General features: G+C 68.4%; 13 protein-coding genes. 6 read left to right on the forward strand and 7 right to left on the reverse strand.

What is annotated here, in order from left to right:
* Both WCJ52_RS00975 and WCJ52_RS00980 read left to right on the forward strand, forming a co-directional pair.
* Positions 1-888 (forward strand): alpha/beta hydrolase (locus WCJ52_RS00975; RefSeq protein ID WP_336901417.1); only part of this gene is annotated, 888 nt, incomplete at its 5' end.
* An 8-nt stretch (positions 889-896) separates the two neighbouring features.
* Positions 897-1,907 (forward strand): beta-eliminating lyase-related protein, encoded by a 1,011-nt coding sequence (locus WCJ52_RS00980; protein WP_336901418.1) that lies wholly within the window; start codon positions 897-899, stop codon positions 1,905-1,907.
* A gap of 3 nt (positions 1,908-1,910) precedes the next feature.
* Here the strand turns inward: WCJ52_RS00980 and WCJ52_RS00985 are convergent, their stop codons facing one another.
* The 3 genes from WCJ52_RS00985 to WCJ52_RS00995 all read right to left on the reverse strand — a co-directional run bounded on the left by WCJ52_RS00985 (position 1,911) and on the right by WCJ52_RS00995 (position 4,929).
* The gene (locus WCJ52_RS00985; RefSeq protein ID WP_336901419.1) at positions 1,911-2,885 is read right to left on the reverse strand and encodes a nitronate monooxygenase family protein; all 975 of its coding nucleotides are present in this window, start codon (positions 2,883-2,885) and stop codon (positions 1,911-1,913) included.
* Positions 2,886-2,971: 86 nt separating this feature from the next.
* Entirely contained in the window at positions 2,972-3,934 is a 963-nt protein-coding gene (locus tag WCJ52_RS00990) for an acetyl-CoA carboxylase carboxyltransferase subunit alpha (RefSeq protein ID WP_336901420.1), read from the reverse strand.
* Between the two features lie 53 nt (positions 3,935-3,987).
* On the reverse strand, positions 3,988-4,929 hold the full coding sequence (locus WCJ52_RS00995; protein ID WP_336901443.1) for a tyrosine recombinase: 942 nt from the start codon (positions 4,927-4,929) through the stop codon (positions 3,988-3,990).
* A 115-nt stretch (positions 4,930-5,044) separates the two neighbouring features.
* On the opposite strand from WCJ52_RS00995, the gene WCJ52_RS01000 reads away from it, so the two are divergent.
* Genes WCJ52_RS01000 through WCJ52_RS01010 form a run of 3 tightly spaced genes read left to right on the forward strand, consistent with a single transcriptional unit; the run spans position 5,045 to position 7,985 of the window.
* Positions 5,045-5,593 (forward strand): shikimate kinase, encoded by a 549-nt coding sequence (locus WCJ52_RS01000; RefSeq protein WP_336901421.1) that lies wholly within the window; start codon positions 5,045-5,047, stop codon positions 5,591-5,593.
* Complete coding sequence (aroB, locus tag WCJ52_RS01005; protein WP_336901422.1) at positions 5,590-6,699, forward strand: 3-dehydroquinate synthase; 1,110 nt, start codon at positions 5,590-5,592, stop codon at positions 6,697-6,699. The genes WCJ52_RS01000 and aroB overlap by 4 nt, the downstream gene beginning before the upstream one ends.
* Positions 6,699-7,985: an HlyC/CorC family transporter gene (locus WCJ52_RS01010; protein WP_336901423.1), complete on the forward strand. Its 1,287-nt coding sequence runs from the start codon at positions 6,699-6,701 to the stop codon at positions 7,983-7,985. The genes aroB and WCJ52_RS01010 overlap by 1 nt, the downstream gene beginning before the upstream one ends.
* Positions 7,986-7,994: 9 nt before the next feature.
* Here WCJ52_RS01010 and WCJ52_RS01015 read toward each other — a convergent pair whose 3' ends face one another.
* Genes WCJ52_RS01015 through WCJ52_RS01030 form a run of 4 tightly spaced genes read right to left on the reverse strand, consistent with a single transcriptional unit; the run spans position 7,995 to position 12,010 of the window.
* On the reverse strand, positions 7,995-10,259 hold the full coding sequence (locus WCJ52_RS01015) for a xanthine dehydrogenase family protein molybdopterin-binding subunit (RefSeq protein ID WP_336901424.1): 2,265 nt from the start codon (positions 10,257-10,259) through the stop codon (positions 7,995-7,997).
* Positions 10,256-11,200 (reverse strand): xanthine dehydrogenase family protein subunit M, encoded by a 945-nt coding sequence (locus WCJ52_RS01020; RefSeq protein WP_336901425.1) that lies wholly within the window; start codon positions 11,198-11,200, stop codon positions 10,256-10,258. Before WCJ52_RS01020 ends, WCJ52_RS01015 begins: the two co-directional genes overlap by 4 nt.
* Positions 11,197-11,703 carry a 2Fe-2S iron-sulfur cluster-binding protein gene (locus WCJ52_RS01025; protein WP_336901426.1) on the reverse strand — a complete coding sequence of 169 codons (507 nt, stop codon included), beginning with the start codon at positions 11,701-11,703 and terminating at the stop codon, positions 11,197-11,199. The genes WCJ52_RS01020 and WCJ52_RS01025 overlap by 4 nt, the downstream gene beginning before the upstream one ends.
* 31 nt (positions 11,704-11,734) lie before the next feature.
* Complete coding sequence (locus WCJ52_RS01030) at positions 11,735-12,010, reverse strand: BolA family protein (RefSeq protein WP_336901427.1); 276 nt, start codon at positions 12,008-12,010, stop codon at positions 11,735-11,737.
* A gap of 50 nt (positions 12,011-12,060) precedes the next feature.
* Between WCJ52_RS01030 and WCJ52_RS01035 the strand changes: the two genes are divergently transcribed.
* A complete protein-coding gene (locus WCJ52_RS01035; RefSeq protein WP_336901428.1) occupies positions 12,061-12,708 on the forward strand; it encodes a J domain-containing protein in 648 nt (215 codons plus the stop codon).
* Positions 12,709-12,712: the final 4 nt, after the last annotated feature.

The following is a 12,712-nucleotide window of genomic DNA, read 5'->3' on the forward strand; positions in this document are numbered from 1 at the left end:
GGCGAAGCGGGGGGCAAGCGGCCCCTGCTCATCACCCACGGATGGCCGGGCTCGCACTTCGAGTTCTGGGGCGCCATTGAGAAGCTCGCCTTCCCCAGCCGCTTCGGCGGGGACCCGGCAGACGCCTTTGACCTGGTCATCCCGTCCCTGCCCGGCTTCGGATTCTCGTCGAAGCCAAAGCGGCCGGTCGGGCAGAAGGCCACGGCGGCCCTGTTCAACCAGCTGATGACCGAGGTCCTGGGCTATCGCACCTATCTCGCCCAGGGCGGCGACTGGGGCGGCCTCGTCACCTCCTGGCTGGGTCGTAACCATGGCGACAGCGCCCGGGCCATCCACCTCAACATGATCGGCTTCCGGCCCAATGGCGGTCCGACCTCGGAGGCCGAGATCGCCTGGATCACCCGCCAGGGGCAGATGATGGAACTGATGGGCGCCTATTTCCGCCTTCAGTCTTCCAGGCCCCAGTCCATCGCCTGGATGGCGGCGGGCAATCCCGTGGGCCAGGCGGCCTGGATCGCCGAGCGTTTCCATGACTGGTCGGACCTGTCGGTGAAGACCCTGGACCAAGCCTACTCCCGGGACCAGCTGCTGACCAACATCATGATCTACGTGATGACCGGCAGCTTCACGACCGGTGCCTGGTACTATCGCGGCCTGATCGAGGAAGGGGGCGTCGCCTTCAAGCCGGGCGAAAAGTGCGAGACCCCGACGGCCTTCGCCAACTTCCCGGGCGAGCCCCTCTATTCTGCGCCGCCGCGCAGTTGGGCGGAGCGGGCCTACAACATCGTCCGGTGGAGCCAGATGCCCCGGGGCGGACACTTCGCCGCCATGGAAGAGCCCGACCTCTACGTGGACGAAGTCCGGGCCTGGGCCCGCGAAGCGAGCTGAGGCCAGCCATGGCGCGCTACGACTTCGCCTCGGACAATACGGCGCCCGCCGCGCCGGAGGCGATGGAGGCCCTGGTCCGGGCCAATGGAGCCGGTTTCACGCCCGGCTACGGGGCCGACCCGGTCACGGCGGCGGCCGCGGATGCGGTGCGCGCCCTGCTGGACTCCGACGTCGAAGTCCGTTTCGTCGCCTCGGGCACGGCGGCCAACGCCATCTGCCTGGCGGCCCTGGCGCGTCCATTTGAGTCTGTGCTGGCGCATCGCCACGCTCATATTCTGACCGACGAGACTGGCGCACCAGGCCTGTTCGGACAGGGCGTTGGGCTGACCGGACTGGAGGGGGCCTCGGGCCGGATCGACCTGGCGGGGCTTGAGGCGTCCCTGGCGGAGCCGGAGGTTTCGCACCGACAGCCCCCCGCCGCCCTGTCCCTGACCCAGGCTACGGAATACGGGGCGGTCTATCCGGGAGCCGACCTGGAGGCCCTCTGCGCCCAGGCCAAGGCCGCTGGGCTCGGCGTCCACCTGGACGGTGCCCGGCTGGCCAACGCTGCCGCTGCTGGCTTCGATGTCCGGGCGATCGGCCCGATGGGGGTGGACCTGCTGGTCCTGGGAGGCGCCAAGTCCGGCATGCCGCCCTGCGAGGCCATCGTGATTTTCAATCGCGGGCTGGCCCGACGCTTTGACGCCCGCCTCAAGCAGTCGGGGCAGCTGGCCTCCAAGGGACGTTTCCTTGCCGCCCCCTTCCTGGGGATGCTGGCCGACGGCGCCTGGGCCCGCAGGGCGGCGCACGCCAACGCCATGGCCGCGCGGCTGGCGTCGGCCTGCCCCTTCCCCCTCGCCCACCCGGTCGAGGCCAACGGGGTCTTCGTGCACATGGACGATGACCGGCTGGAGGCGCTCAGGGCCCAGGGCTGGTTCGTCTACAGGTTCCTGGACGGGACCGTGCGCTTCATGTGCTCTTGGGCGACCACGACTGAGGCGGTGGACGAAATCGCCGCCGCCCTCCGCCGGATCGCCTGAGGCTCAGACCACGAAGCGGGCCAGGCGTCCCCGGATGATGGCCTCGGCCTCGGTGACGATGCGCGAGATGAGCTCGGCGCAGGTCGGGATGTCGTAGATCAGGCCCTGGACCTGGCCCGCTGACCAGATGCCGTGGTCGGGATCGCCGGTCTCGTAGACCACCCGGCCGCGGGTCCCGGCCACCAGTTCACGAACATCCTCGAACTTGGCACCCGAGCGCTCCAGCTCCACTACCCGGCGGCTGATGTCGTTGCGCGCCACCCGCGAGGTGTTGTGCATGGTGCGGAAGATGAGGTCCGTGGCGCGCTCGTCATTCTCGACGATCTGCCGCTTCACGTTCTCGTGGATGGGGCTTTCCTGAGTGCACATGAAGCGGGTGCCCATGTTGATGCCCTCGGCGCCCAGGGCCAGGGCGGCCACCAGGCCGCGGGCGTCGCCAAAGCCGCCCGAGGCGATCATCGGCACCTTCACCTTGTCGGCGGCAGCGGGGATCAGGATTAGTCCGGGCACGTCATCCTCGCCCGGGTGGCCAGCGCACTCGAAGCCGTCGATGGAGATGGCGTCGACGCCCATGCGCTCGGCGGACAGGGCGTGGCGGACACTGGTGCACTTGTGGACGACGATGACGCCGTTGGCCTTGAAGTCATCGACATGTTCCTGGGGCTTGTTACCGGCGGTCTCGACGACCTTGACGCCGCTCTCGATGATGGCCTTGCGGTACTCGGCGTAGGGTGGCGGGTTGATTGCCGGCAGGATGGTGAGGTTTACGCCGAAGGGCTTGTCCGTCAGCTTGCGGCAGCGCTCGATCTCGGCGCGCAGGGCGTCGGGGGTGGGCTGGGTCAGGGCGGTGATGAAGCCCAGGCCTCCGGCGTTGGCTACGGCGGCGACGAGCTCGGCCCGGCCGACCCACTGCATGCCGCCCTGAACGACAGGGTGCTCCACACCGACAAGCTCGGTGAAACGCGTCTTGATCGCCATGATGTCCTCCCTTTGGCGTTTTGGCTTTCGCCATTTGGAGGCACAATGAACCTGCGGATCCAGGGTCAGGCAAGGGGCAATCGGACCTACTTCAGGCCGCTCCGGCCAATGGCGTAGAAGCGCTCGGCCCTCTGCTTCAGCAGCCGCTCCGCGCTCTTACCCTCCAGGGAGTCGAGTTCCTTCTCGAGGGCGTCACCGACGATCTGGAGGGCCGCCGCCGGATCCGCGTGGGCGCCCCCAGGCGGCTCGGGCACGATTCTGTCGACGATCTTCATCTTCAGCAGGTCGGCGGCGGTGATCTTCATCGCCTTTGCCGCCTCCTCGGCGGTGCGCGCGCCCCGCCAGAGAATCGAGTTGGCCCCCTCGGGAGGGATGACCGAATAGATGGCGTGCTCGAGGATCAATACCCGGTTGCCGCAGGCAATACCCAGGGCACCGCCCGAGCCGCCTTCGCCCGTGACGATGGCGACCATGGGCACCTTCAGCATCAGGCACTTCTCAGTGGACCGGGCGATGGCCTCGGCGACGCCGCGCTCCTCGGACCCCAGGCCCGGATAGGCGGCCGGGGTATCGACGAAGCTGATCACTGGCAGGTTGAAACGCTCGGCCAGCTCCATCAGGCGGACGGCCTTTCGATAGCCCTCGGGCCGGGCGTAGCCAAAATTGTGCTTCACGCGGGTGACGGTGTCGCGGCCCTTCTCATGGCCGATGACCAGGACGGGCCGGCCGCGGAACTGGCCGATACCGCCCATGATCGCCTGGTCGTCGGCGAACTTCCGGTCGCCCTTCATCTCGACAAACTCGTCGATCAGGCCCGCGCAGTAGTCCACGAAATGGGGGCGCCCAGGATGCCGGGCGACCTGGGTCTTCTGCCAGGCGTCGAGGTTGGCGTAGGCGTCCTTGCGCATCTGCCTTGCGCGGTCGCGCAGGGCGTCGATCTCGGGGTTCATGTCATCCGTGCCGGCGGTCTCCGCCAGGCGGGACAACTCGTCAATCTTGGCCTCGAGGTCGGCAATCGGGCGCTCGAACTCAAGATAGTGAACAGCCATGCGGCGGAAATCCCGTCCTGTTACGCTGGGGCGAGCCTAGTGGGTGGACCGGTTCAGGAAAAGCCGGATTCGCGCCGGCCCTTCCGGGTCGCCGAAAGCGGGTGGGCGTCGGAAACCACTTCCCTCAGCCGCTCACTGGCGACGTGGGTGTAGATCTGGGTGGTGGCGATGTCCGCATGGCCGAGCAGGGTCTGGACCACCCTGAGGTCAGCGCCGCCCTCCAGCAGGTGGGTGGCAAAGGCGTGCCTCAGGACGTGGGGCGAGACCCGCTCGGGATCGATGCCCGCCGTGACCGCGGCCTCGCCCAGCAGCTGGGCGAAGCGTCGCGGGGTCAGGCGGCCACCCCTTCCGCCGGACGGGAAGAGCCAGGGATTGGCCACTTCGCCCCGGGGCAGGGTTCGGGCCCTCACCCCAAGCCAGGCCCGGACAGCGGCGCGGGCGGCGGTGTTCAGGGGGGCGAGTCGCTCCTTGCCACCCTTGCCCAGGACCATCAGGAATTCAGGGTCCCTGACCAGGGCGGCAAGGGTCAGGCTGGTGAGCTCAGACACTCGAAGGCCGCCAGCATAGGCCAGCTCGATCATGCAGGCGAGGCGCAGGCCCTTCACCTCGTCCCGGGCGCCCGCGGCTGTGATCAGGGCAGCGGCCTCCTGGCGGCTCAGGACCCTGGGCAGGGGGCGGCCGCGCCGGGGCGCATCGACCCGCCGGGAGGGATCGTCCCCACGCCAGCCCTCGCCCAGTACGAATCGATAGAACTGGCGCAGGGCCGCCCGCCGCCTGGAGGCCGTCGCCGGGGACAGGCCCCGCCGGCCGAGTTCGGCGAAATAGGCCTCGACGTCCGGGGCCTGGGCCGAGGCCAGGGTCAGGCCCCGGGAGGCCAGGAAGCTGCCCGCATCCGCCAGGTCCCGGCCATAGGCGCGCAGGGTATTGGCCGCCGCCGCCCGCTCGACGGACATCATCTCCAGAAAGGCCTCCGCCCAGCCCTCGCCGCTCATGATCCCCACCCGGGGGCCAAACGCCCCGCCCGATCGTGACCAAGCCTAACGCCGGGGCGGGTCAATTGCATCGCAAAGTGGCGCGACCCCGCCGGTTGGTGTATGGCTCCCCGCGCCCATGGATCCTTCTGAACCCCTGCGCGCTCGGACCATCACCCTTGTGGGGCTGATGGGTTCTGGCAAGTCCAGCGTAGGCAAGCGCCTCGCCCAGGTCCTCGACCTGCCCTTCCGCGACGCGGATGATGAGGTGGAGACGGCCGCTGGACGCTCGATTCCCGAAATCTTCGACCAGCTGGGAGAGCCGGCCTTCCGGGATGGAGAGAGGCGCGTCATCGCCCGTCTGCTGGAGGGACCCCCTATCGTCCTGGCGACCGGGGGCGGTGCCTTCATGAATGCCGAGACCCGGGAGCTTATAAAGACGAGGTCCGTCTCGGTCTGGCTGAAGGCCGATCTGCCCATCCTGGCCAAGAGGGTCGCCCGCAAGGAAAGCCGCCCCCTGCTGACCGGCAAGGACCCCATGGCCGTCCTCACCGAACAGGCAGCCGTGCGCTATCCGGCCTACGCCCAGGCCGACATCACCGTGGAGACCGGCGACACGGCGCACCAGGTGTCGGTCGATCAGGTGGTGAGGGCCCTCACCGACTGGCAGGCGCGGTCCGCCGCATGATCCGCTCGGTTCCCGTCGACCTGGGCGAACGCGCCTATGAGGTCCTGATCGGTCCCGGCCTGGTGGACGAGGCCGGTGCGCGCCTTCGCCCCTTCGTCCGTCGCGACCGGGTCGCCGTGGTCTCGGACGCGACCGTCTGGGGCCTGCACGGTGCCCGCCTGACCGCCGCCCTTGAACGGGCCGGGCTGAAGGCGCATCCGATCGTCCTGCCCCCGGGAGAGCAGACCAAGAGCTTTGCAGGCCTGGAGGGCCTGTGCGACGCCCTGCTGGCGCTGGAACTGGACCGGGGCGACCTGATCGTCGCCTTCGGGGGCGGCGTGATCGGCGACCTCGCCGGCTTCGCGGCCGCTGTCTACAAGCGCGGTGCGGACTTCGTCCAAATCCCCACCACCCTGCTGGCCCAGGTGGACTCCTCCGTCGGGGGCAAGACCGCCATCGACACGCCGCGTGGCAAGAACCTTGTCGGTGCCTTCCACCAGCCCCGTCTGGTGCTGGCGGACCTGGACGTGCTGGGCACCCTGCCCGACCGCGAGATGCGCGCCGGCTATGCCGAGGTCCTGAAGTACGGCCTTCTCGGGGACGCGGACTTCTTTGCCTGGCTCCAGGCCCAGGGCAGCGCCGTGCTGGCCCGCGAGCCGGCCGCCCTGGCCCACGCCGTAGAACGGTCCGTAGAGATGAAGGCCGAGATCGTCATCGCCGACGAGCGTGAGGCGGGGCGCCGGGCCCTGCTGAATCTCGGTCACACCTTCGGTCACGCCCTGGAAGCGGAGACCGGCTATGGCGAGGCCCTGCTGCACGGCGAGGCGGTGGGCCTGGGATCGGCCATGGCCTTTCGCTACTCGGCCGCGGCCGGATTCTGCGGGGCGGAGGACGCTAAAAAGGCCGTCGCCGCCGTGGCCGCCGCCGGCCTTCCTGCCCGCCTCTCTGACCTTGGTGGGCGCCGCTTCGCCGCTGATGCCCTCCTGCGCCACATGGCTCAGGACAAGAAGGCTGAGGGCGGGCGGCTGACCTTCATCCTGGCCCGGAGCCCGGGAGACGCCTTCGTCGCCCGGGACGTCGATCCCGCCGAAATGCGGGCATTCCTGATCTCGGAGGGAGCTGTCTGATGTGGGGCGTTATCCTGGCGCTTACCCCGGTGATCTTCGGGCTCCTGGCCATCTCAGCTGTGTTCTCGGCCGCCGAAACCGCCCTGACCGGCGCCAGCCGGACACGGATGCACCAACTCGAGCGCGAAGGCGACCGCGCCGCCGGGCGGGTGAACCGGCTGATCTCCGACCAGGAGACCATGATCGGTGCGGTCCTGCTGGGGAATAACCTGATCAACATCCTCGCCTCGGCCTTGACGACTGAGTTTCTGACCCAGGCCATACCGGGTGCCTGGGGCGTGGCGGCGGCCACCGGCATCATGACCGTCCTGGTACTCGTCTTCTCGGAAGTCCTGCCCAAGACCCTCGCCATCCTTCGCTCGGACGACGTCGCCCGCTTCCTGTCGGGCCCCACCCTAATCGTGGTGAAGGTCTTCGGCCCGATTATCTGGGCCATCCAGTGGTTCGTCCGGCGCACCCTCGGCCTGTTCGGCGTCAAGCTGGACATGGAGATGGACGTCCTGGCCGCGCACGAGGAGATTCGAGGGGCCGTGGAGTACCACCACTCCGAAGGCCTGGTAGAGGCCCGCGACCGGCGGATGCTGGGCGGGGTGCTTGACCTGTCGGAAATGGACGTCAGCCAGGTCATGGTGCACCGCATGTCGATCGCCATGGTGGACGCAGGCCTGCCGATCCGTGAGGTGGTAGCCCAGGTGCTGAAGAGCGACCACACCCGGATCCCGATCTACCGGGACAACCCGGAGAACATCGTCGGCATCCTGCACGCCAAGGACCTGCTGCTGGCCATCTCGAACGCGGACGGCGACATGTCGAAGGTGTCGGTGGACAAGATCCGCCGGGAACCCTGGTTCATCCCGGACACCACCAACCTCAAGGACCAGCTGAACGCCTTCCTGAAGCAGAAGAACCATTTCGCCCTGGTGGTGGACGAATACGGGGCCCTGCAGGGCCTGGTCACCCTCGAAGACATCCTCGAGGAGATCGTCGGCGAGATCGAGGATGAGTACGACAACACTGTCGAGGGCCTGCGCAGGCAGACGGACGGGTCGGTGTCGGTCTCGGGATCGGTGGCGGTGCGCGACCTGAACCGCGCCATGGACTGGAGCCTGCCCGACGAGCCCGCCGTCACGGTCGCGGGCCTGGTGATCCATGAGGCCCAGACCATCCCGAAGATCGGCCAGGCCTTCATCTTCCATGGCCACCGCTTCCAGGTGGTCAAGCGCGTCCGCAACCGCATCACGGCCCTGAAGATCTCGGCGCCGCTGGATGGCACCGAGACCGCCTGAGCCGAGGCGTCAGAGCCCTTTTGCCTCCAGGGCCGCCAGCACCTTGTCCGGCGTCAGGGGATAGTCCCTGAGCCGCACGCCGCAGGCATTGTAGACCGCATTGGCGATGGCCGCCCCGGAGCCGCAGATCCCCAGTTCGCCGACGCCCTTTATGCCCATGGGGTTGGCCTTGTCATCGGCCTCGTCCAGCAGGACGGCGTCAAGGTTGACGATGTCGGCGTGGACGGGTGCCAGATAGCCCCCCAGGTCCTGGTTCAGGAAGGAACCGTCACGGGGATCGACCGCATTGGACTCTGTCAGGGCCGCCCCGACGCCCCAGATCATCCCGCCGGTGATCTGGCTCTTGGCCAGCTTGGCGTTGAGGATCCGGCCGGCTGCGAAGACGCCGAACATCCGCCTCAGGCGCACCTCGCCCGTAACGGAGTCCACGCCAACCTCGGCGAACTGGGCGCCGTAGGTGTGCTGGGACCAGTCGCGGGCATCTGCCGCCGGGGAGATACTACCTTCGACGTAAATCCCTTCAGGGCCCGCGCGGGACGCCAGGGCCGCAAGGCTCTCGCTTCGGTTGCCCAGCACGATGTTGCCGTTGGCGAAGTCCATGAGGGATGGGTCCTCGCCGTAGAGGGGCGATTGCGGATCGCCGGTGGCCAATTCTGCCAGCCGTCGGCGCATGACCATGCCGGTCTCAAAGGCGGCCGAACCGGCCGTGGCGGCCCCGAACTGGCCCCCGGATCCGGGCGCCGGGGGCATGTCGGAATCGCCGAGCTCGACCCGCACCTGGTCGAGGGGCAGGCCGAGGGTCTCGCCGGTGATCTGCGCCAGGATGGTGTAGGTGCCGGTGCCGATGTCGGTCATGCCCTGGGTCAGGGTGGCCAGGCCGTCGCCGGTCAGGCGCAGGCCGGCCTTGGCCGGCAGGAGAAAGTTGCCACGGATCGCCGTGGCCATTCCCATGCCCACATACCAGCGGCCGTCACGGACGGCGCCGGGGGTGGGGTTGCGGCGGTCCCAGCCGAACTGTTGGGCGCCCTCCTGCATGCAGCGGACCAGCTGCCGGATAGAGAAGGGCTTGGCGTTGTCCGGATCCACCTCGGGTTCATTACGGATGCGCAGGGCGATGGGATCCATGCCCAGCCGGTCGGCCAGCTCGTCCATGGCGCATTCCAGGGACAGCATGCCCGGGGCCTCTCCCGGCGCCCGCATGGCGCCGGCGTGCGGAATGTCGAGACGGACCAGGCGATGCCCCGTCAGGCGGTGAGGGGCGGCGTAAAGGTTCCGGGCGAACGCGGCGGCATGCTCCACGAAGGTCGAATTTCGGGCGCAGTGGGTGACGGCCTCCAGCGCCATGGCGTTGAGCCGACCCGTCCCGTCGGCACCCAGCCGGACCCGCATCTGCACGGCGGGGCGGTGGACGGTCGCCTGGAACATCTGCCGCCGGGTGTAGGCGACACGCACGGGGCGCCCGCTCTCCCGCGCGGCGAGGGCGGCCAGGGTGAGATCGTCGTAGGACTGCCCCTTCCCGCCGAAGCCACCGCCGATGTAGCGGGTAAGCAAGCGCACCCGGTCCGAGGGAATGCCGAGGGTCTCGGCCAGGGCGTGCTGGCCGCCCTTGACCATCTGGATGGAGGTGTGGACCACCACCTTGTCCCCTTCCCACCAGGCCGTGGTGGCGCAGGGCTCCATCTGGGCGTGGTTCTGCAGGGGGCTGAACCAGGTGGCGTCGACCGTGACCGCGGAGGCGGAGTACCCCGCCTCGAAGTCACCAATGCGCGCATCCTCCTCGCCTGGGACAGGTCCAGCGGCGTCGATGAAGGACCCGAAGTCGAGGTCTGCGTCGGACCCTTCGTAGGAAATCCGGATCCGGGCCTCGGCTGCTCTGGCGTTTTCCGGCGTATCGGCCAGGATGAAGGCGACAGACTGGCCGTAGTGCTCGACCCTGTCGGACCCCAGGGCTGGGTTGGATCCCCGCTGGCTGCGCGGATTGAGCTTGGCCCCCCGCTGTGCCTGGACCGGGACGTTGATGTGGCTCCAGACCAGGACCACACCTGGGGATGAGGCGGCCTGGGACAGGTCGATTGCGGTGATTCGGCCGCGCGCGATGGTCGCGGAGACGATGTGGCCGTAAAGGGGCGTCGAGGGGGTCTCGACCTCAAAGGCAAAGGGCGCTGTCCCGGTGACCTTCAGCCGGCCCTCGTAGCGATCCACGGGCTTGCCGATCAGGCCGGACCGGTTCTCGGTGATGGGATTGGGCACCGCCCAGTCTCGAACGGTGCTCATGACCGGCCTCCTTTGAGGGATTCCTGAATGGCGTCGGTCGCCAGGCGCCGGACCAGGGACTTGCGACCGTCTTGGCCCGAGGCGGAGACCAGCTCTGCCTCCGCGGCTTCCCGTGGTGCCGCTCCACCCGCGAGGGCCGCTTCCGTGGCCCGAGCACGCCAGGGCCGGGCGGCGACAGCGCCAAGGGCGACGCGGTCTCCCGCGACAGCGATGCTGGCGAGGGCACCGATATAGGAGGCGCGGGCGCGGACCTTGCGCCAGACCTGGCTTCCGGAGGGCGGCGGCGGGAGCTCCACCGCCAGGATCAGCTCGTCCGGAGCGAGGTCCGTGTCGACCTGGGGCGCATCGCCCGGAAGCCGATGCAGGGTCTCGACGGGGCGGCGGCGGACGGAGCCGTCGGCGCGGACCGTCTCGACCTCGGCATCGAGGACGGCAAGGGCCACGCTCATATCCGACGCGCTGACCGCCGCGCAGAACTCGCTGGCGCCGAACAGGGCGGTGGCCTGGGAGAGGCCGCCCATGGCGCTGCATCCAGATCCGGGTAGCCGCTTGTTGCAGGGCTTGGCCGGATCCATGAAGTAGGTGCACCGGGTCCTCTGCATCAGGTTTCCGCCCATCGAAGCCTTGTTGCGCAGCTGGACAGAGGCTCCCGAAAGGATGGCGCGGGCCAGAACCGGATACCGGCTCCGGACCCGGGGATCGGAAGCCACAAAGGTGTTGGTGGCCAGGGCACCGATGCGCAGTCCGCCTCCGGCGGTCTCACTGATGTCCGCAAGGGGAAGGCGCCCGACGTCGATCAGGGTGTCAGGCTGCTCGATCTCAAGCTTCATCAGGTCAAGCAGGTTGGTGCCGCCGGCGAGGAACCGGGCACCGGGTGCGGCGGCGGCAAGGCTTAGGGCGTGATCGACGTTTCGGGCGCGTTCGAAGGCGAAGGGCTTCATGCGGCCACTCCTGCTGCCCGCCGAACAGCGGCGAGGATCTGCGGATAGGCCGAGCACCGACAGATGTTTCCGCTCATCCGTTCCCGGATCTCGGCGTCCGTCAGGACGACCTTTGCATTCAGGTCCGCCGTCGCATCACTGGGCTGGCCGGCGGCGATCTCGGCCATCAGGCCCACCGCCGAACAGATCTGGCCCGGCGTGCAGTAGCCGCACTGGAAGGCATCCTCGGTCAGGAAGGCCTGCTGAAGGGGATGCAGGGCCTCGCCAGACGCCAGGCCCTCAATGGTGGTGACATGGTCACCATCGTGCATGACCGCGAGGGAGAGGCAGGCGTTAATCCGGACACCGTTCACCAGGACCGTGCAGGCGCCGCACTGCCCGTGGTCGCAGCCCTTCTTGGAACCCTTGAGGTCCAGCTGCTCGCGAAGGAAGTCCAGCAGGCTTGTTCTCGTATCGACATCGACGGCGTGGTCGACCCCGTTCACCCGGATTTCGGTGCGCAATTCATTCCCCCCGCTCAGACGCTACAGACTGTTACCGGCCCTCGCCGGGCGCAAGCGCTGTCAACGACAGGGCATGGACCGGGCCGGCGAGTTCCTCGGCGAGGACCTTATACACCATCCTTTGCCGGGACACCCGGGTATGGCCTGCGAAGGCCCCGGCGCAGAGCGTGATATTAAAGTGGCTTTCTCCGTCCGGCCCGGCTCCGGAATGACCGGCATGGCGGGCGGAGTCGTCCTGGATCTCCAGCATTTCCGGCGCGAAGGCCGCGCTGAGCTTTTTCCGCAACGTCTCAGTGATCCTTCCCATGCCCACCCTTCGAATCTTGAAACCTGTCTCAACCTCCTCATACTTGGCTGATGGCCGCCGCGTTTCAATACCGTCCCCGCTTCATCGACATCCGGGTCCGTCCGCCGGGCCCGGAGGATGATGCGCGCGATGACGTTAATTCGCTGAAGCCGGGGGAACGCGCCTGCGACCACCCGGGCTGCCGGACTGCGGCCACTGCGCGGGCACCCAAGAGCCGGGACATGCTGCAAGAGCACTACTGGTTCTGCCAACCGCACGCGGCGGACTACAATCGCAACTGGAACTTCTTCGCAGGAATGAGCGACGCCGAGATCCGGCTGCGGATGGAGCGTAGCGCCCTCGGCGACCGTCCGACCTGGGACTTCAAGGCAGGCAAGAACTCACGCGAGGCCGCCGCAGCTTCTCGCGGTTTTGCGTCTGGTACCGGTTACCGCGACCCCTTCGACCTCTTTGGCAAGGGCGGCGGGGCGGTCCCGCCTGCGACCGCCCCGGGCCGCCGTCTGGGCAAGATCGAGCGTACCGCCCTTGCGGAGCTCGACCTTGACGAGGATGCGGACGCCGCCCGGATTCGGGTCCGGTATACCGAGCTCGTGAAGCTCTGCCACCCCGATGCCAATGGCGGGGACCGGTCGGCGGAGACCAAGCTGCAGCGAACCATCCGGGCCTACCAAGTGCTCCGCAAGGCCAAGATGGCCTGACCGC

Source organism: Phenylobacterium sp. (genome assembly GCF_037138395.1).
Classification (GTDB): Bacteria; Pseudomonadota; Alphaproteobacteria; order Caulobacterales; family Caulobacteraceae; genus Phenylobacterium.

Excerpts from the sequence above, each read along its gene's own strand:
- WCJ52_RS00980 (WP_336901418.1), top strand. The coding sequence starts at position 897 with ATGGCGCGCTACGACTTCGCCTCGGACAATACGGCGCCCGCCGCGCCG.
- WCJ52_RS00985 (WP_336901419.1), bottom strand. The coding sequence starts at position 2,885 with ATGGCGATCAAGACGCGTTTCACCGAGCTTGTCGGTGTGGAGCACCCT.
- WCJ52_RS00990 (WP_336901420.1), bottom strand. The coding sequence starts at position 3,934 with ATGGCTGTTCACTATCTTGAGTTCGAGCGCCCGATTGCCGACCTCGAG.
- WCJ52_RS01000 (WP_336901421.1), top strand. The coding sequence starts at position 5,045 with ATGGATCCTTCTGAACCCCTGCGCGCTCGGACCATCACCCTTGTGGGG.
- aroB (WP_336901422.1), top strand. The coding sequence starts at position 5,590 with ATGATCCGCTCGGTTCCCGTCGACCTGGGCGAACGCGCCTATGAGGTC.
- WCJ52_RS01010 (WP_336901423.1), top strand. The coding sequence starts at position 6,699 with ATGTGGGGCGTTATCCTGGCGCTTACCCCGGTGATCTTCGGGCTCCTG.
- WCJ52_RS01015 (WP_336901424.1), bottom strand. The coding sequence starts at position 10,259 with ATGAGCACCGTTCGAGACTGGGCGGTGCCCAATCCCATCACCGAGAAC.
- WCJ52_RS01020 (WP_336901425.1), bottom strand. The coding sequence starts at position 11,200 with ATGAAGCCCTTCGCCTTCGAACGCGCCCGAAACGTCGATCACGCCCTA.
- WCJ52_RS01030 (WP_336901427.1), bottom strand. The coding sequence starts at position 12,010 with ATGGGAAGGATCACTGAGACGTTGCGGAAAAAGCTCAGCGCGGCCTTC.
- WCJ52_RS01035 (WP_336901428.1), top strand. The coding sequence starts at position 12,061 with ATGGCCGCCGCGTTTCAATACCGTCCCCGCTTCATCGACATCCGGGTC.